The 16,510-nt window shown below is 57.9% G+C and carries 13 protein-coding genes and 1 pseudogene; 5 read left to right on the top strand and 9 right to left on the bottom strand.

Going from position 1 to position 16,510, the window contains the following annotated elements:
* Positions 1 to 306 (bottom strand): MFS transporter (locus EOS_RS12430; protein WP_047846951.1); only part of this gene is annotated, 306 nt, incomplete at its 3' end.
* A 370-nt stretch (positions 307 to 676) separates the two neighbouring features.
* Between EOS_RS12430 and EOS_RS12425 the strand changes: the two are divergent.
* A pseudogene (locus EOS_RS12425) lies at positions 677 to 1,405 on the top strand (response regulator transcription factor).
* A gap of 91 nt (positions 1,406 to 1,496) precedes the next feature.
* On the opposite strand, the gene EOS_RS12420 reads toward EOS_RS12425, so the two are convergent.
* Positions 1,497 to 3,326, bottom strand: a complete 1,830-nt coding sequence (locus tag EOS_RS12420; RefSeq protein WP_047846950.1) for an ABC transporter ATP-binding protein/permease — start codon at positions 3,324 to 3,326, stop codon at positions 1,497 to 1,499.
* Positions 3,323 to 4,198: an extracellular solute-binding protein gene (locus tag EOS_RS12415; RefSeq protein WP_047846949.1), complete on the bottom strand. Its 876-nt coding sequence runs from the start codon at positions 4,196 to 4,198 to the stop codon at positions 3,323 to 3,325. Before EOS_RS12415 ends, EOS_RS12420 begins: the two co-directional genes overlap by 4 nt.
* Before the next feature lie 248 nt (positions 4,199 to 4,446).
* Here EOS_RS12415 and EOS_RS12410 point away from each other — a divergent pair, with 248 nt between their 5' ends.
* On the top strand, positions 4,447 to 4,875 hold the full coding sequence (locus tag EOS_RS12410) for a TOBE domain-containing protein (protein ID WP_047846948.1): 429 nt from the start codon (positions 4,447 to 4,449) through the stop codon (positions 4,873 to 4,875).
* A gap of 22 nt (positions 4,876 to 4,897) precedes the next feature.
* Here EOS_RS12410 and EOS_RS12405 read toward each other — a convergent pair whose 3' ends face one another.
* Positions 4,898 to 5,998: an NHL repeat-containing protein gene (locus EOS_RS12405; RefSeq protein WP_160312485.1), complete on the bottom strand. Its 1,101-nt coding sequence runs from the start codon at positions 5,996 to 5,998 to the stop codon at positions 4,898 to 4,900.
* A gap of 32 nt (positions 5,999 to 6,030) precedes the next feature.
* Here EOS_RS12405 and EOS_RS12400 point away from each other — a divergent pair, with 32 nt between their 5' ends.
* Positions 6,031 to 6,522: a molybdopterin-dependent oxidoreductase gene (locus tag EOS_RS12400; protein ID WP_047846946.1), complete on the top strand. Its 492-nt coding sequence runs from the start codon at positions 6,031 to 6,033 to the stop codon at positions 6,520 to 6,522.
* A gap of 16 nt (positions 6,523 to 6,538) precedes the next feature.
* Here EOS_RS12400 and EOS_RS12395 read toward each other — a convergent pair whose 3' ends face one another.
* From EOS_RS12395 to kdgD, 4 genes are all read right to left on the bottom strand, one after another.
* Positions 6,539 to 7,633 carry a lactonase family protein gene (locus EOS_RS12395; RefSeq protein ID WP_047846945.1) on the bottom strand — a complete coding sequence of 365 codons (1,095 nt, stop codon included), beginning with the start codon at positions 7,631 to 7,633 and terminating at the stop codon, positions 6,539 to 6,541.
* A 92-nt stretch (positions 7,634 to 7,725) separates the two neighbouring features.
* Positions 7,726 to 9,288: a methyl-accepting chemotaxis protein gene (locus EOS_RS12390; protein ID WP_047846944.1), complete on the bottom strand. Its 1,563-nt coding sequence runs from the start codon at positions 9,286 to 9,288 to the stop codon at positions 7,726 to 7,728.
* A 121-nt stretch (positions 9,289 to 9,409) separates the two neighbouring features.
* Positions 9,410 to 10,780 (bottom strand): MFS transporter, encoded by a 1,371-nt coding sequence (locus EOS_RS12385; protein WP_047846943.1) that lies wholly within the window; start codon positions 10,778 to 10,780, stop codon positions 9,410 to 9,412.
* Positions 10,781 to 10,858: 78 nt separating this feature from the next.
* Positions 10,859 to 11,776 carry a 5-dehydro-4-deoxyglucarate dehydratase gene (kdgD, locus tag EOS_RS12380; protein ID WP_047846942.1) on the bottom strand — a complete coding sequence of 306 codons (918 nt, stop codon included), beginning with the start codon at positions 11,774 to 11,776 and terminating at the stop codon, positions 10,859 to 10,861.
* Between the two features lie 192 nt (positions 11,777 to 11,968).
* Here kdgD and garD point away from each other — a divergent pair, with 192 nt between their 5' ends.
* Together garD and EOS_RS12370 are read left to right on the top strand one after the other, a co-directional pair.
* A complete protein-coding gene (gene garD, locus EOS_RS12375; RefSeq protein ID WP_047846941.1) occupies positions 11,969 to 13,558 on the top strand; it encodes a galactarate dehydratase in 1,590 nt (529 codons plus the stop codon).
* A gap of 85 nt (positions 13,559 to 13,643) precedes the next feature.
* Positions 13,644 to 14,687, top strand: a complete 1,044-nt coding sequence (locus tag EOS_RS12370; RefSeq protein ID WP_047846940.1) for a LacI family DNA-binding transcriptional regulator — start codon at positions 13,644 to 13,646, stop codon at positions 14,685 to 14,687.
* A gap of 1,218 nt (positions 14,688 to 15,905) precedes the next feature.
* Here EOS_RS12370 and EOS_RS47015 read toward each other — a convergent pair.
* Positions 15,906 to 16,070 carry a hypothetical protein gene (locus EOS_RS47015; RefSeq protein WP_160312484.1) on the bottom strand — a complete coding sequence of 55 codons (165 nt, stop codon included), beginning with the start codon at positions 16,068 to 16,070 and terminating at the stop codon, positions 15,906 to 15,908.
* Positions 16,071 to 16,510: the final 440 nt, after the last annotated feature.

Here is a 16,510-nt window from a genome sequence, read left to right as displayed (position 1 = left end):
AAAGCCGCAAGCAGCGGACGCGAGCGCGAACAGCACCAGGCCCGCAACGAACAAGCGCCGCGCGCCGAAGCGGTCGCCAAACGCGCCCGCCGAGAGCATCAGCGCGGCGAATGCGAGCGCGTAGGCGTCCACCGTCCACTGCAGGCCGGCCACGCTCGCGTGCAGGTCGCGCCCGATGCTCGCGAGCGCCACGTTGACGATAGTGACATCGAGTTGAGAGACCACGAAACCCATGCTGGCCGTGGTGACGATCAGCGTCTGACGGGTGCTCAGTCCGGCGCGTGAGGAGGAAAGGTTCGAGTTCATGAAGACCAGCTTATCGACACGAACCGCTCGACGTTTCCGTGCTTCGTGAAATATGCATGCACGACTTTTGGCGGTTGTGTTTGCCGGTGCCATACCCGGGGAAAGCGTCCCTACAACGCTTATCTGAAAATGGTCCGGTTCCGCCACGTGTCGGCACACCCAGTGACTTCGCGAGACAAATTGAAAGCATTTGTGACGATGTGGAGAACGTATTTAAGAGTTTTCCGATGGATCAAGTAGGTGTCGCTCTGGAGAATTCGCGCGTATCAAGTGGTCTCGTGGAGCGTCATGAGATCTTCTTTGGTGCCTTCAATTACGTTTCGAAATACGTCCCGAATTCACCGTTTTCAGGTTCACCGGTCCCGTCATCATGCGCGTCGCAATTCTTCAATCCGATCCCCAGCATCGTTTCGTCATCGGTGAAATCATCGAACGGCTTGGCCATGTGTGCATTCCCTTCAGCGATGGTTTATCGATGTCGAAATCGCTGCCCCGTTCCACTGTCGACATGCTGATGCTCGACTGGCACTCCACCGGTTTGTCCGGACTCGATCTGCTCAAGTCGATGCGTTCCGGCATCGGCGAGCGTGTGCCCGTGATGTTCGCCTCGGCGGATGGTGGCGAGAGCAACGTGGTGCGTACGCTGAGCGCGGGTGCCGACGACTATGTCACGCATCCCGTGCGCTCCGCCGAGTTCGGCGCACGCGTGGCAGCGTTGTTGCGGCGCGCTTATCCGGCGAACACCGCCGCTGTCACTGAGCTGGGTCCATATCGCTTCGATTCGCGGCAGTAGAGCGTGACGGTGCGCGGCCAACCTGTCCAACTGAGCGGCACGCAGTTCCGGCTGGCGCTGCTGTTTTTTTCGAACATCGGGCGGGTCTTGTCGCGCGATCACATCTTCGCAATGGTCTGGGGACGCGAGTTTCGCGAGACCACGCGAACCATCGACAGTCATGTCTCGCGCTTGAGGCTCGCACTGACCATCGAGCCGATCAATCACTTTCGCTTACAGCCCGTGTATAAGAGCGGTTATCGCCTGTTGCATCTGTATGGCGACAGTGCCGTTGACGCACATATGCACGAGGAAGCCACAGCGTGATGTGTGGCATGCGTGCTGTTCAAGACTGAAAAAGCCGTCGCAAGACGGCTTTTTTGTTTGTGCCCGGAGAGGTGGCTTTCGTCGCGATCCCTCAAATGGTCCAGATAGTTAATTTATTCGCGTCAATGGAAAACCGGTGCGACGTGTCACTCTTCAGGCGAGGATCGTCGCTGAGAATATCGAATGCCACGCCGAGGATTTTCAGCCGCGCATAACGCTCCCCGCGCCGCAATTCGATACCGTCGACCATGCCCTCGAACAGACCCTCATCGGACGGCGTGATCGCAAGCGCCGGCAGCCGCCACATCACGGTTTGTCCGATGGAAAGTTCAACATTACCCGCAGCGTTCAAACACAACTCGCCGCCCAGTTCGACCCTGTTTGCATCGACTACGCGGCCTTGCCCGACATTGTGCAAGCCAAGCAATTGCGCAACACGCATTGAAGCGGGGCGTTCGAAGACCTCGCTCACCGCCCCCGCCTGAAGCACGCGGCCGTGCTCGATGAGCAACACTTCATCGGCTAGAAGCGCGGCTTCGTCGGGATCATGCGTGACGATTACCGTGACCGCCGATATCTCGCGTTGCAACGCGCGCAGCGATTGCTGAAGACGACGACGGCGCGGTGTGTCGAGTGCGGCGAACGGTTCGTCGAAGAGCAGCAACTGGCTATGCTGCGTGAGTGCGCGAGCGAGCGCCACGCGCTGGCGCTGACCGAACGAGAGCTCATGCGGCAAGCGGCCAAGCAGCGTGGAGAGCCCGAGTTGATCGACCCATAAACGCGCGCTGGCAGCATCCGCACTCAGCGGAAACGCCAGTTGCCGGGCGACCGTCATATGCGGGAACAAACCGTAGTCCTGCGGCATATAACCGATCCTGCGCTCCTCTGGAGGTAGATCGTCAAGCCGGGTCTCCCCAAGCAATACGGTGGACCTCTGCCCCGCCTCGAGCCCCGCGATCAGCCGCAATGTCAGCGACTTGCCCGACCCTGACGTGCCGATGATTGCAAGACGCCGTGTTTGCGGTGCCCATTCGATGTCGAGATCGAGACCGCCGAGGTGCTTTCTTAACACGATGCTCAGGCGACGATCATCCTCGTCCAGGACCGGAGGTGCGTGGGTGTTGTCGTCGGCATCATCTCCATTGACGAGTTCCGCGCTTGATGAAGCACGCCCGTTACGGCTATAAATAGACAGCGCCGCACAAACTATGGCGATGGCGAGCGTGGGCAGCAGCAAGGGCATCATTGCCGGCAATCCCTGGCCGCCGAACACGACGTAGGTATAGACCGGCAGCGAGTATGGGTGATACGCGACCATCACCGTTGCGCCGAATTCACCGAATGCGCGCAGCCATGCCAGCGCCAGCCCGGCGCTGATCGCAGGCCATGCAACGGGCAGGGTGACGCGAAAGAACCGGCTGCCGGCGCGATGGCCCAGCGTAGCGGCCACGTCTTCGAACATCGGATCGACAGCCGTAAATGCAGATCGTGCCGCAATGATCAGGAACGGCGCCGCGACGAACGTTTCAGCCAGCACGATGCCGGCGAACGAGTCTGTCAGCGCGCCGCCGGTCAGTTGTCCGACCCAGCTATAGGGACCAAGGAGAAACAGCAGCAATACGCCGCTCGTCAGCGGCGGCAGGGCGAGCGGCAATTGCACGACAAAGCCGAGCAACGCCGCCTTGCGCGAATGCGACCGGGCGAGCAGATAACCCAGCGGCACGCCGCCCAACAAAATGACGAGCGACGCGACACTTGCGCTGCCCGCCGATACAGCCACCGCCGACAGCGTCGTTGTCCAGTCGACCCCGTGCCAGTCCGCCGCGCCCACTTGCGGAATGCTCGCAACGAACGGCGCGCACAAATAGACTGCGAGCAACGCCGCGAGCCACAACAACGGTCGCGCAGCGGTCCGTTTCATTGCGTAGCGTCGATCACAGCCTGAAGGGACGGCGGCATTGCCTGGGCGTTACCGGTGATCGCAGGTTTGATTACATCGACACCATGTTCCTTGAGCAGTTCGCGACCCTTCGCGCTCAGCAGGAAGTCGACGAAGCGCGTTGCACCCGGCGAGTTCGGCGCATCGTCAAGAATGGTGAGCGTGTAGCTTGCCTTGGCTTGCAATTCCGGCGCGGGACGAATCGATGGAATCTTCAGGTCGGAGGTCTCGGTCGAATAGAAAAAGCCAGCGTCGAGTTGCCCGGATTGCAAACGTCCTACGAGGGTTTCTTCAGGCAAGACCTGATCCGGATTTTCTGCAGCGCCCAGCGTCTTTTCAACCAGATCCGGCTGGTGATAAAGGTCGGCCGCCTTGATCACCATCTCGACCGTGAACGCGCCTTTCGGGTCCAGCTTGGGATCGGTCCGGCCGATGCGAATACCCGGCTCCTGCAAGACCTTATCCCAGCGCTTGGTCTTGAAGTCGGCGGCAAATTTGCTGCGCGGGTTATAGCCGATCATCAGCGGCGATTCGGCGAAGGCGACATACCACGCGACATGGTCGCCATTGGCCGCGCCCATCAAGCCCGTATTGACCTTCGGACTCGCGCTGATGAATACGTCGCCGCGCCGCAATTTCCCTTTGATCTCGTTGGCGATCTTGTTCGACCCTGCCGCGTAACCCTGGAAATGCAAGCCGGTTTCTTTTTCGAAAGCGGGGCCGACGCTACGCTCCATCAAATTGACGAGCGAGCCGGCATACAACACGTTTACGGCATTTTCATCCGCCACGGCAGCATGGCCTAGCAGGGCGCTAGCCAGGACCGCAACCGACACCATCACCTTACGGATCATCTGATTCTCCACGTTGATTAAAGGCGTAATAAAGGCCGCTATATTACGCTGAGACTTGGTATTTCCGTTATCCCCGCTATCGGGTTTTGCGCGGCTATTTGCCTCGCCTGAGGGCTGTAGTGCCGTTAAACTTACGGCGTGCCTGTGAAGCGGCACCAAGTGGCACTAAGCAGCAATCACAGCAAAACGTGCGTCCCCACGTCCCGGCGATTCACGCCTTCGAAGGACGCCGCAACCGGAGAGAAATAATGCGAACAAGCGCCCGAAATCAGTTTGTCGGCGAGGTGGTGGACGTCAAGCACGGTGCAGTTAACGACGAGATCTTGCTGCGTGCCAATGACGGCCTTGAGATTGTCGCGGTGATTACGCATGGCAGCGCCGCATCGCTCGGTCTGGCCGCCGGCAAGGCCGCATTTGCGCTGGTCAAGGCGTCGTCTGTGATCGTGATGATCGACGTGGAGAGCAGCCAGGTTTCGGCGAGGAATTGCCTGGCCGGAACGGTATCGGCGGTGACGCAGGGTGCGGTCAACAGCGAAGTCATTATTACCGTCGCGGGCGGCGCACAGATTGCCGCTATCGTCACGAATGAAAGCGCGCAACGGCTGGGACTCGCTAGCGGGAAAGCAGCAACGGCTATCTTCAAGGCGTCGAGCGTGATCATCGGCGTGGACGACTAGCCGGTTTCCAGGGCGCACTGCATTAGTTCAGTGGAATAACCCGCAGGGTGCTGCCGCCGCTAGCGGATTTCTGGCGGTCTATTACGTACAGCAAGTGGTGCCCAGGGTCGATAGCCACCCCGCGGGCATCCTCGAAATCGTTCGCGATGACGGCGACCGAGTTGTCCGGGCTGATCCGGCACACCGCCGTCGAATTGCATTTTGTGTAGAGCGCACCGTTTGAATCGATGGTCAGCAGATCCGGTCCATTGATCTTGATGACCGTTGTGTTCAAGCCGCCGGCCTGGGCGTGATTGATCAAGCCTGAGAGGCTGGTCTTAAGGATCATGTTGTTAGCCTGATCGGAAATGAAAACGGCGTCGCCTTGCACCGCGATGCCAACGGGCTTAGCCAAACCGGTCAGCAGATTGTGTTCGGATGCGGCGTGGGTTGATTCATCGTAAGTGATCAGGCTTAAGCCGCCCGTTGCCGGGGCATTGCCGTTCTTGACGAACCAGGTTGAGAGCAGTTTTCCGGTGCCAATGGTGCTTAGCCCCAGCCTGCGCCGCGTTGGATCGAGGCCTGGCAGGGCGGAGACGGACTTGTCTGCGCCGATGTCGAACACGGCGCCGGCCGCGCCAAATCCGAATCGTCCCACTAGCAATGAACCGGTATCCGCGATAGTCACCTGACTTTGCGCATTCGCTTGTCCCGCTACTACGGGGACCGCGGCGAACGGCGTGAACGTGCTGCCGTCGACCGACGAAAGCACACTGTTGGTTTTGTCGTCCGTAATGAAAATCCTGCCGTCAGCCGGACGGATAGCGATGCCATTCGCCCGGGCATCCAGGGAGACGCGCTGCGGCGCGCTAGCAACTTGCGCCGATCCACAACCGGATAACGTGACGACCGCCGCGGCCGTCAAAGTGCTTGCGATTGTTAACGCGTAGCGGGCAAGACGCTTGGAGAAGTGCGAAAGAACCATTGTGTTTCCCTTCCAGACGCGTTGGTTGAAGGCCACCAATATAGCGCTTAGTACCTTTTGGGCGGGCATATGCGCGAATCTGTATGGTGCGTATTGTTTGCGTACTGAGATGCGACCGTGACAGCAGCGTAATATTCGGGTGGATATAATGCCGGACAAGTCGCCTGAAACCGGCCCCTGGAGGATGAGAAATGAGTGATGCCAACGCCCATGCAGTCGCGGTTGAAACCACTGCGAAAGCCGTCATATCGCTTGAGGGAGATTTCCTGCGACCGTTGTCCGTCGATCTTGGGCAATTCAGGGAGCAACCCGCCGTTGTCGCCGATCCATTCGATCTGCGTTGTTATACGACGAACCGGTTCATTCGCAGTGTCGACACCTATCGCGGGGTGTTGCTGAAAGACCTGATCTTGAAAGCCGGACTGCGGCCTGAGCCGAAGGGCGAATTCAAGCGCACGGTGTTCATCGCGGTCGCGCAGGACGGCTACGCGGTCACCTTCTCATGGCACGAGTTGTTCAATACGCCGGTGGGAGAACGCGTGATCGTGGCGTATGAATGCGGAGGCCGCGCACTCACCAGCGAGGAGGGCGTGCCGATTCTATTTTCAGGTGCGGACATTCTTCCCGCACCCCGTCATGTGAAGCGGCTTGCGCGGATCGTGGCCCGTGTCTTGACGGTTTGACTCGCGGCAAGCGGTGCTACAGAGTCCCTTCAAATTGCACGAATTCGATCCAGTTCGGGTTTTTGCCAGCCGGATACTGTCCGATCGCCTTAAGCGCGCCGGTCTGCTTGTCGATGCGATATACGCTCATCTGCGTCGACAACTGTCCGGCTGCCAGCAGATAGTTTCCCGACGGATCGATATTGAATCCACGCGGCTGCTTCTCGGTTTGCCACGTGCCGATTCGCGTGAGCGTGCCCGATTTCCGGTCGACGCGAAACGAGGCAAGCGTGCTCGAGGTCCGTTCAGATGCAAACAGGAAACGGCCATCCGGCGTCAGATGAACGTCGGCGCCCCAGGGCTTATCGCCGGAAAAATCCGGCGGGACGATCGAGACGGTTTGAACTGGCTTGGCGGTGTCATTCGCGGCGTCGAAGGCAAGAACATGTAGCTTGCCATCGAGCTCATCGATCAGATAGGCGAACCGGTGATCCGGCGAGAAGACGAAGTGACGTGGGCCTGATTTCGGCGGTAATGCATAGGCGGGCGCTGCATCTTGCGTGAGTTGGCCGGTCACCGCATCGAATTTCAGCCGCAACCACGCGTCGGAGCCCAGGACAGAGGCGAACACATAGCGGTTATCGGGGGCATTCCTGATTGCGTGGGCCATCGGCCCCGTCGGAACGGACTGCTGCGGGTCGCCCGCTAAACCATTCGTGTCGATGCGATTCACGGACAGCAGATTGCCGCCGTACGATGCGGAGAACAAATAGCGACCCGTAGCGTCGGTGGAGAGGTAGGCCATGCTCTCGGCCAACGGCGAGGTTTTGAGCAGGATCAGGTGGCCGTCCAAGGGGTTGATCGCGAAACTCAGCACGCGATACGGCTTGGAGCGTAATCCGGCATAGAGATGATGGTGGTCGGGGGAAAGCGCCAGCGGCATTACGGTTCCGCCCACCGGAAGCGTCTCGACCTTCGAAAGCGCGCCGCTCGATTGATCGAGCCGGAGCACTGAAATATCCTGGCTGTCGGCATTCGAAACATAGACATAGGTTGCTGCCTGCGCCGAGCTCATAAGGGTGCCGAACGTGAGTGCACCAGCAATGATGCGCCAGGTCGTTTTTATTTTCATGGACGGATTAAATTGGGTGAGTTGGTTTGTCCAAGCGGATACGTCGGAGAACGGACCGCACTTTCGTGAACATGCTTGATCGCAGCGGACTATTAAGCTGCTTCTTCGTTCAATTGAAAGGCCGCTACCGCGTCGGCCATTTGCTTCGCCTGCTGTTCGAGTGAACTGGCAGCCGCAGCGGCTTGTTCCACCAACGCTGCGTTCTGCTGGGTCACCTGATCCATCTGGCTGACAGCCTTCCCCACTTGGGCGATCCCCGCGCTCTGCTCAATGCTCGCCGCTGTAATCTCGGTCATCAGACTTGCGACCTTTTGAACCGCGTTGACAATCTCGGTCATGGTGTCGCCTGCTTGCGCGACCAGGCCATTACCAAGCTGTACGTCATGCACCGATGTCCCGATTAACGTCTTGATCTCTTTAGCCGCATTCGCGCTGCGTTGCGCGAGGGTGCGGACTTCCGTTGCCACCACGGCGAAACCGCGTCCGTGCTCTCCCGCCCGTGCCGATTCCACCGCAGCGTTGAGTGCCAGGATGTTGGTTTGAAACGCGATGCCATCGATCATGCCGGTAATCTCGGCGATCCTGTTGGAACTCGTGCTGATCGCATTCATCGTGGCTACAGCGCGCCCGACTACTTCGCCCCCACGTTGCGCCACGTCCGCGGCCGTGGCCGCCAGCTTGCTAGCCTGTTGAGCGTTGTCAGCGTTCTGTTTGACTGTCGAGGTCAGTTCTTCCATGCTCGCAGCCGTTTCTTCGAGCGACGCCGATTGCTCTTCCGTCCGGCTCGATAAATCGATATTTCCCGCGGCGATCTCGCGCGCGCCGGTATTGATCGCGTCGCAACTCGAGCGCACGTTCATTACGGTGTCCGACAAGCCGTGCTGCATTCGGCGCATTGCATCAAACAGTTGCCCGATTTCGTTTCGACCGCTTTGCGGAATCGCGTTCGTGAGGTCGTTCGCGGCAATCTGATCGAGCGAGGCAATGGCCCGCTTTAGCGGGTCGATCACGATGCGTCGAAGCGCCAGATGAGTGACCGCGATCAGGCAAAGCGCTCCGATCACGCCAATCACCACCAGGGTGATCACCCATCCATGTTCGCGTTCGCCCTGCGCCAGCGTGTCTTTCATCAAGGAGTTCGAGAGATTCTGAAAGGCCTCGACATTCGATGAATATTTTGCGCCTGCGCCCGTAATTTCCTTGTCGTTGATCGCGGCATAGGCCGTTGTATCGCCAATGCGCAGGGCCTCCCTTGCTTTCGTTAGCAGAGCCGCCAGAACATTCGATGACTCGACAAGCGATTGCTGTAGCGTCTCATCCCGTCCGGCGAAGCCAGGCGCGTCGCGAAATGCGCCCGTTTCCGCGGCGGCCCGATCGAGGGTGACCTGCGCGCTTTTCAAGGCTGAATCGCGCGTGGCTGTGTCATTGCGCTCCTTGAGAGCGGAATAAGCTCGCGTGAGCGCCGCGCGCGTGCGTGTCGTGTCCTTATAGCCGTCGTTGACCAGGATTTCTTGCTGGGCGATTTGATGCAAGCGCCGGGCGTTGTCGTTTGCGCGGCCGAGCATAAGCACTCCCACGATCGCGCCCACAACGATCATTGAGGCGAATACGAAAAGCACCACCAGCAGGTTGGAGCGGATTGTCACGTTTCGCATATTTTTAGTTTGGATGGTCGACCTTGCTTAAGTTAACGGCGCGCCGCGGTTGAACTTGACCTATGCGCAGCCGTTTCGCCTCTGGTGAGAAGTCTTGAGGGCTATTAAGGCAGTCATTGAGTCAGACGTTGGTTCCGGCGACTAACGGAGCGCGAAGCTCGACACGCTCGATCTTCTTGACGATGACCAGATAGCTGAACACGGTGAGAAGCGCGTTGATACCGACGAACACCAGTGCGCCGTTAAAGGATCCGGTCTTGGCCACGAGATAACCGATCACAATCGGCGTCACAATGCCCGCGATATTGCCGAACATGTTGAAGATCGAACCGGACAGGCCGATCGCTTCCTTGGGCGAGGTGTCCGCGACTACCGCCCAACCGAGCGCGCCAATGCCTTTCCCAAAGAAAGCCAGCGACATGAGGGCGACAACAAGCCAGTCTGCCGTGACGTAGTTGCATCCGATGATGCATACGGATAAAAGCATGCCGCCAACGATCGGGACTTTCCGCGCAATCGTCAGGGAATGACCGCGCCGGATCAGCGCGTCGGAAAAGACCCCGCCGAGCACACCTCCCGTAAAGCCGCAGATCGCGGGCAATGAAGCAGTGAGTCCGGCTTGCAGAATGGTCATGCCACGGGCCTGGACGAGGTAGATCGGAAACCACGTCAGGAAGAAATAGGTCAGGACGTTGATGCAATACTGGGCCAGGTACACGCCAAGGAGCATACGATTCGACATCAGTTGGCGCACGTAAAACCAGGTTCCCGGGCTGGCTGCATCGGCATAGGCAGTCTTTCTTTGCGGATGAATCAGACCACCGCCGTTCTCGATATGCTCAAGTTCGGCCTTGTTGACGCGAGGATGATCGCTCGGGTTCTTCATGACTTTGAGCCACGTCAGGGCAAGCACTATCCCTGTGACACCCATTACCAGATAAACGTTTTGCCATCCGAACGAGTGGGTGATCCAGGCCATGAGCGGTGTGAAGATAACCGCGGCGAAATACTGGGCCGAGTTGAAGATGGCCGAGGCGGTGCCGCGCTCGGCGGTCGGAAACCAGCTTGCCACCACTTTTGCGTTTGCAGGAAAGGCAGGTGCTTCGGCCATGCCCATCGCAAAGCGCAACACGAACAATGCAATGACGGCAGCGCCTGCGCTGCCCGCGAGACCGATCGAACTTTGCAGCAAGGTGAAAAGTGACCACAGGAAAATGCTTGCGCCGTACATGCGGCGAGCACCGAAACGGTCGAGCAGCCAGCCGGCCGGTAACTGCGACAACACATAAGCCCAACTGAATGCGGAGAAGATGTAACCCATGCGAATCGCGTCGAAGCCGAATTCGCTGCGCATGGCTGAACCGGTGATCGACAGCGTGGCGCGGTCGGCGTAATTGAGCGTGGTGATGATGAAGATCATCAGCAGAATCAGGTACCGGACGTTCGTGCGTTTGGCGATGCCGGCAATGCTGGCAGTGCGGCTTGATTGCATGGTGTGTCTCCAATTGTTCTAGCTGGATCGCATTTTCTATAAGCAGTTGCACTGCTCTTGAGCGATTTGCTTATCGTGCTATTGCGCGCCCAGTTTCTTGATGAGCACGTCGAGCCGGGCCATTTCGTCTTCGTCGAGATCGGTGAGGGGAGCGCGCACCGGGCCTGCACTGTGGCCGACAAGCTTGGCGCCCGCCTTGACGATGCTTACCGCATAACCGGCACGACGGTTGCGAATGGCGAGATACGGCAGGAAGAACTCATCGATCAGCTTGCCGACCGTTGCGTGATCGTCCGCCGAGATTGCACGGTAGAAGTCCATTGCGGTCTTCGGAATGAAATTGAACACTGCCGACGAATACACCGGAACGCCGAGCGCTTTGTATGCGGCGGCGTAGACTTCAGCGGTCGGCAGGCCGCCGAGGTACGAGAAGCGATCTCCCAGGCGGCGGCGGATTGTCACCATGTTCTCGATCTCGCCTACGCCGTCCTTGAAACCGATCAGGTTGGGGCAACGGTCGGCCAGACGTTCCAGCACGTCGGCGTTAAGCTTTGAATTAGCGCGGTTGTAGACAATCACGCCAATGTTTTTCACCGCCTTGCACACCTGTTCAACGTGCGCGGCGATGCCTTCCGGACAGGCTTCCGTCAGGTAATGCGGCATCAGCAAAACACCGTTTGCTCCCAACCGCTCCGCTTCCTGCGCGTACTCTATTGCCACGCGCGTGGGGCCACCGGCACCGGCGAGAATGGGCACTTTGCCCTTGCAGGTTTCGGCGGCGGTGCGGATCACGTTCGAATAATCGTTTTTAGTCAGCGAGAAGAATTCACCCGTTCCACCTGCGGCGAAGAGGGCGGTCGCGCCATAAGGTGCAAGCCATTCGAGGCGTTCGGCGTAGGTGTCGGCGCGAAAATCGCCTTGCTCGTCAAAGTCGGTGACAGGGAAGGACAGCAAGCCATCCGATACGATTTGCTTGAGTTCTTGCGGTGTAGTCATGAGTAAAACATCCAAATGATCTTAATTGTTAGTCATCGTACAACATGAGCGACGTGCTTTCAATAAGAACGCCGTAGGTACTGATACTACTGCATTGTTATCGATCTGCGTGGCAAAATGATTGCGCAATCGTTGTATGATGACAGATGTTGATTGTGCAATAGGTAATCAATCCGGAAAAGGATGAGTCAAATGGAGCAGCCCCCTCTCTACATCCGCGTTCACCCGCAGGACAACGTCGCCATTGTTGTCAATGACGGCGGTCTCCCGGCGGGAGCGGTCTTTCCAGACGGTCTCGTGTTGTGCGAGCGCGTGCCGCAGGGGCACAAGGTCGCGCTTGAGGATCTCGCCGAAGGCGCCGAAGTCATCCGCTATAACGTGGTGATCGGGTATGCGCTCAAGGCGCTCTCCAAGGGCAGCTGGATTAACGAGCACGTGATTCGTATGCCAAGTCCGCCTGGGCTTGAAGGCTTGCCCATCGCGACGGTTAAAGCTCCGCCGATGCCGCCGCTCGAGGGTTTCACCTTCGAGGGGTATCGAAATGCGGACGGTTCGGTCGGTTCACGCAACATCCTTGCAATTACGACGACCGTCCAATGCGTGGCCGATGTAGTCGAGCACGCGGTCGTGCGGATCAAAGCCGAACTGCTGCCGCGTTACCCCAATGTCGACGACGTCGTCGGCCTGGGGCATACCTATGGATGCGGTGTCGCTATCGATGCACCGGATGCAATGGTGCCCATCCGCACTGTCCGCAACATCAGTCTGAATCCGAACTTCGGCGGAGAAGTGATGATGGTGAGTCTCGGTTGCGAAAAGCTGCAGCCGGAGCGGCTGATGCCGCCGGGGACCATTCCGATCGCAACCGTTGACAACGTGGGTGACGTAGCCGACATCGGCGACGTCGCGCATGACTTGAACGGCGATGTCGTGGTCCTGCAGGACGATGCCCACGTCGGCTTCCAGTCGATGATCGACTCGATCATGAGGATGGCTGACGGTCACCTCCAAAGGCTCAATAATCGGCGCCGCGAAACTTGTCCGGCATCCGATCTCGTGGTCGGCGTGCAGTGCGGCGGCAGCGATGCATTCTCGGGACTCACGGCCAACCCGGCGGTCGGATTCGCCACGGACCTTCTGGTTCGCGCAGGCGCCACGGTGATGTTCTCGGAGGTCACCGAGGTCCGTGACGGCGTCGACCAGTTGACCAGTCGCGCGGCGACGCCGGAAGTGGCGGAAGCGATCATCCGCGAGATGCGGTGGTACGACGATTATCTGCAGCGCGGCAGCGCCGATCGCAGCGCGAATACGACGCCGGGTAATAAAAAGGGCGGCTTGTCGAACATCGTCGAAAAGGCGATGGGGTCGATTATCAAATCGGGTAACGCCGCCATTTCGGGGGTGCTGTCGCCGGGCGAAAAAGTGAAGCAGAAGGGCTTGATCTATGCGGCGACACCGGCGAGCGATTTCATCTGCGGCACGTTGCAACTTGCAGCGGGCATCAACCTGCATGTCTTCACGACCGGGCGCGGCACGCCATACAGTCTGGCCGAGGTACCCGTCATCAAGGTCGCGACGCGCTCGGATCTGGCGCGCCGCTGGCATGATTTGATGGACGTTAATGCAGGTACCATCGCGACCGGGGATGCGACTATCGAGGATGTCGGCTGGGAATTATTCCGGCTGATGCTTGAAGTGGCGAGTGGCCGCAAGCAGACGTGCGCGGAAAAACTGAAGCTGCATAACGCGCTTGTCCTGTTCAATCCGGCGCCGGTGACCTGATGGTATCGGCTGGTGGTTGTGTCCAGGAATCGCTGGGGTAACAACGGCGGACGTTGAACTCGCCGGCGTTATCGAAGAGGTCGCGATGGAAGAAACTGACGAGCGCAAGCAGGGCGATGTGGTTGATGGTCCGGCTGAGAGTGTGACCTTGATCGATGTTGCCCGCGTTGCGGGCGTCGCGCCAATGACGGTGTCTCGCGCCTTGCATCGTCCCGAGCTCGTGCGCAGCGCGACGCAGAAGAGGGTACTCGATGCGGTTCGTGCCACCGGCTACGTGCCAAACATGCTGGCCGGAGGACTCGCAAGCAGTAAGAGCAGCCTCGTCGCTGTTCTGTTGCCTACTATCGCCAGTTCTGTCTTTGCGGATACCGTGCAGGCGTTGATGGACGGATTGACCGCCGCGCGATATCAAACCTTGCTTGGATTGACGGGCTATTCGGCGCAGCGCGAGGAAGAGCTCGTCGAGGCCATTCTGGGGCGCCGGCCGGATGGGGTCGTGCTTGCAGGTACCGACCACACGGATGTCACTGTCGAACGGCTCACCCGGGCGAAGATTCCTGTGGTCGAGATATGGGATCTGACCGATACCCCGATCGATATCGTGATTGGTTTCTCACATGAGAAGTTAGGGGAAGAGCTTGCGCGGCATCTGGTTAAAAAGGGCTATCGACGTTTCGGTGTTTTGACGGTCGACGATCCTCGCGCGCTGCGCCGCGCCAACAGCTTTATTCACGAGCTGCAGCGTCACGATATTGACAACGTGTCTTTTGAAATACGTCTAGCTCCAGCTACGGTGCAAGTGGGGCGCGAAGGGGCGTCGGCGGTGTTGGAAGGAAGTGCGCTGGAGATCATTGTCTGCAGCTCAGATACGCTCGCGCAAGGGGTACTCGCGGAAGCGGCAAGCCGCGGATTGCAGGTGCCTCAGGATCTGGCTGTGATGGGCTTTGGCGACTTGAGTATGGCGGCACATGTTTATCCCGCGTTGTCGACTGTGCGTGTCGATGGTGGCGCCATTGGTGCGCGAACCGCTCAGGCGTTGCTGGAGCGGTTCGCTAGTGGTGATAGGGCGAAGGACTATCTGGTGCGTGTGGATACGGGCTTTACGATTGTCGATAGGGATAGTGCTTGAGTGGGGGGAGGTGGTTGGTGTGTGGATTACCTTTTGCCGAGGGGTTTCGGGAACGGTATTCAGGAAATTACTGTCAGCCAAGGCGTCTTGAGTTCAATCGGCGCGTTGGTGAATTTCCTCGGGGATGGGGAAAGCCCATATTTGCCGGGACTATAGACATCGACTATGCAAGGCGAGTCCATGAACCGTTCTCCTGTCGCTCTGGGAGGACCAAATCCCAAATAGCTCCGCACGCCGTGCAACGATAATACGCGTCAGCTCCGGCTCCCATTGGTGTGTCCAAGGTCCAAACAGGCGCCTTGATTCGGGCAAACATTTCTGCGGCCTCTGCACTATCGATCCGAGCAACACATTGCTCATATTCTCCCCATGAAGCAAATTTTTGAGGTGGAAGGCATATGCTACACACGGAGCATGAGGGCAAGATTCTCGAAAGCGCGGTCATCGCCGTGTGGTCGTCACCACGGCGCAATTGAAGCAATGGGCCACGGGATAGCTGTGCTGACAATTTGTCGTTGTTCGCATCGAGCCACTTGAGCAATTGCTCTCTGCCGACATGTCCTTCACGATACGAAGTAAGCATGCTCAGGATCTTCTGGTCCATATTTGGATTACCGTTGAAGCAAAGTCAATCACTGGTCGTTGTCGACATGTAGACGCCAACTTCTTCGCGACCGCTTATCTCGCCCCGTGCCATATAGCGATTCGTTCGTTAAGATTGCGAATAAATTCGATCAAGTGTTTCTTGGGCGTCTGGGAAGTGTTCTTTTGCCTGGGATAACGTTAGGAAATACGGTGCACGCACTTCCGCGACAATTTCCAATAATTGTTCGCAAGTCTTGCATCTGTAAAGTTCGGCGTGCCGTGTGACATTGATCCTCAAGCTTTCATAGTTTGAACCTATGCCGCCGAAGTTGCGGCATTTTACGCACGTCATCAACATTTCCTTATCGGGGAGCACCACGATCTTATCGGGGATTGTTGAGCCAAACTGGAATCGGTAAATCAAAGGTTAACAAAAATAGAACACTATATCCTTTAGGATTGCTTGGTCGTCAGCGGCGATTACAGCAGATAAAGAGGGCGTGATCTCGGCCAAGATATGCTTAACTGGAACATCTCCACGTGCGACCAAGCTCAACAATTGCTGCTGCTTCGCCGAGTCTTGCACGTATGTGTCAATCAGGTGCTTTAAATGCACACGCAGTTCATCAATCGTCATTCTTCGGGCAGTAAAGTGACTTTATAAAAGTCGACGGTTGATTTTGGAATGGCCAGAACAAGCTGCGCTTGTCCCCCGGCGCCATATTCAGCATATGCACTTGTGATTGACTCAAGTCTGGGGCCGACCTCGCCTTTCTCGAGCGGTATCTTCGCGTTCACAGGTTCTCTCCTCAAAGCGGATGCTTAGTGCTTCATCATTCGACAGGTGAGCCGGCGATTGAAGTTCATGTCTCGGTAGCAGCTCGTGACCTGTGAACTTGTGTTCTCGCATAAAAATGTTTTCGTCATGTTAGGGGCGTCGTCGACTCTCGTGCAAGCTTGCCCATCTTGATCGTCATAGCGGAACTCAGTGCACCGACCGCGCTTGTAGATCTATTCGAGTTTTTAACAGGGTATCCTCATCAACATCTCCCGTAGCTTTTTTAACAGTGTCGGATTGTCCAAACACTGGAGAGGGGCGAGATTCCCTAGAGCAGGGGTGTGGCTAGATATCCATTCGGAATAGCTCGGTCCGACCTTCCCGTATATGACGCATGCCAAATCGAAGTGCCCACACAGCGTCTTTGCCAAGCTTTGGACGTCAGGATGAGTCTTGAACT

Origin of the sequence: Caballeronia mineralivorans PML1(12) (assembly GCF_001028175.1) — a bacterium.
Classification (GTDB): Bacteria; Pseudomonadota; Gammaproteobacteria; order Burkholderiales; family Burkholderiaceae; genus Caballeronia; species Caballeronia mineralivorans.
The sequence above is the reverse complement of the archived record's forward strand: the minus strand, read 5'-3'. Positions and strand labels throughout refer to the sequence as shown.

What these genes read in the sequence shown, in the direction of transcription:
- EOS_RS12410 (WP_047846948.1), top strand. Translation starts at nt 4,447, where the DNA reads ATGCGAACAAGCGCCCGAAATCAGTTTGTCGGCGAGGTGGTGGACGTC.
- EOS_RS12400 (WP_047846946.1), top strand. Translation starts at nt 6,031, where the DNA reads ATGAGTGATGCCAACGCCCATGCAGTCGCGGTTGAAACCACTGCGAAA.
- EOS_RS12390 (WP_047846944.1), bottom strand. Translation starts at nt 9,288, where the DNA reads ATGCGAAACGTGACAATCCGCTCCAACCTGCTGGTGGTGCTTTTCGTA.
- EOS_RS12420 (WP_047846950.1), bottom strand. Translation starts at nt 3,326, where the DNA reads ATGAAACGGACCGCTGCGCGACCGTTGTTGTGGCTCGCGGCGTTGCTC.
- garD (WP_047846941.1), top strand. Translation starts at nt 11,969, where the DNA reads ATGGAGCAGCCCCCTCTCTACATCCGCGTTCACCCGCAGGACAACGTC.
- EOS_RS12415 (WP_047846949.1), bottom strand. Translation starts at nt 4,198, where the DNA reads ATGATCCGTAAGGTGATGGTGTCGGTTGCGGTCCTGGCTAGCGCCCTG.
- EOS_RS12395 (WP_047846945.1), bottom strand. Translation starts at nt 7,633, where the DNA reads ATGAAAATAAAAACGACCTGGCGCATCATTGCTGGTGCACTCACGTTC.
- EOS_RS12385 (WP_047846943.1), bottom strand. Translation starts at nt 10,780, where the DNA reads ATGCAATCAAGCCGCACTGCCAGCATTGCCGGCATCGCCAAACGCACG.
- EOS_RS12370 (WP_047846940.1), top strand. Translation starts at nt 13,644, where the DNA reads ATGGAAGAAACTGACGAGCGCAAGCAGGGCGATGTGGTTGATGGTCCG.
- kdgD (WP_047846942.1), bottom strand. Translation starts at nt 11,776, where the DNA reads ATGACTACACCGCAAGAACTCAAGCAAATCGTATCGGATGGCTTGCTG.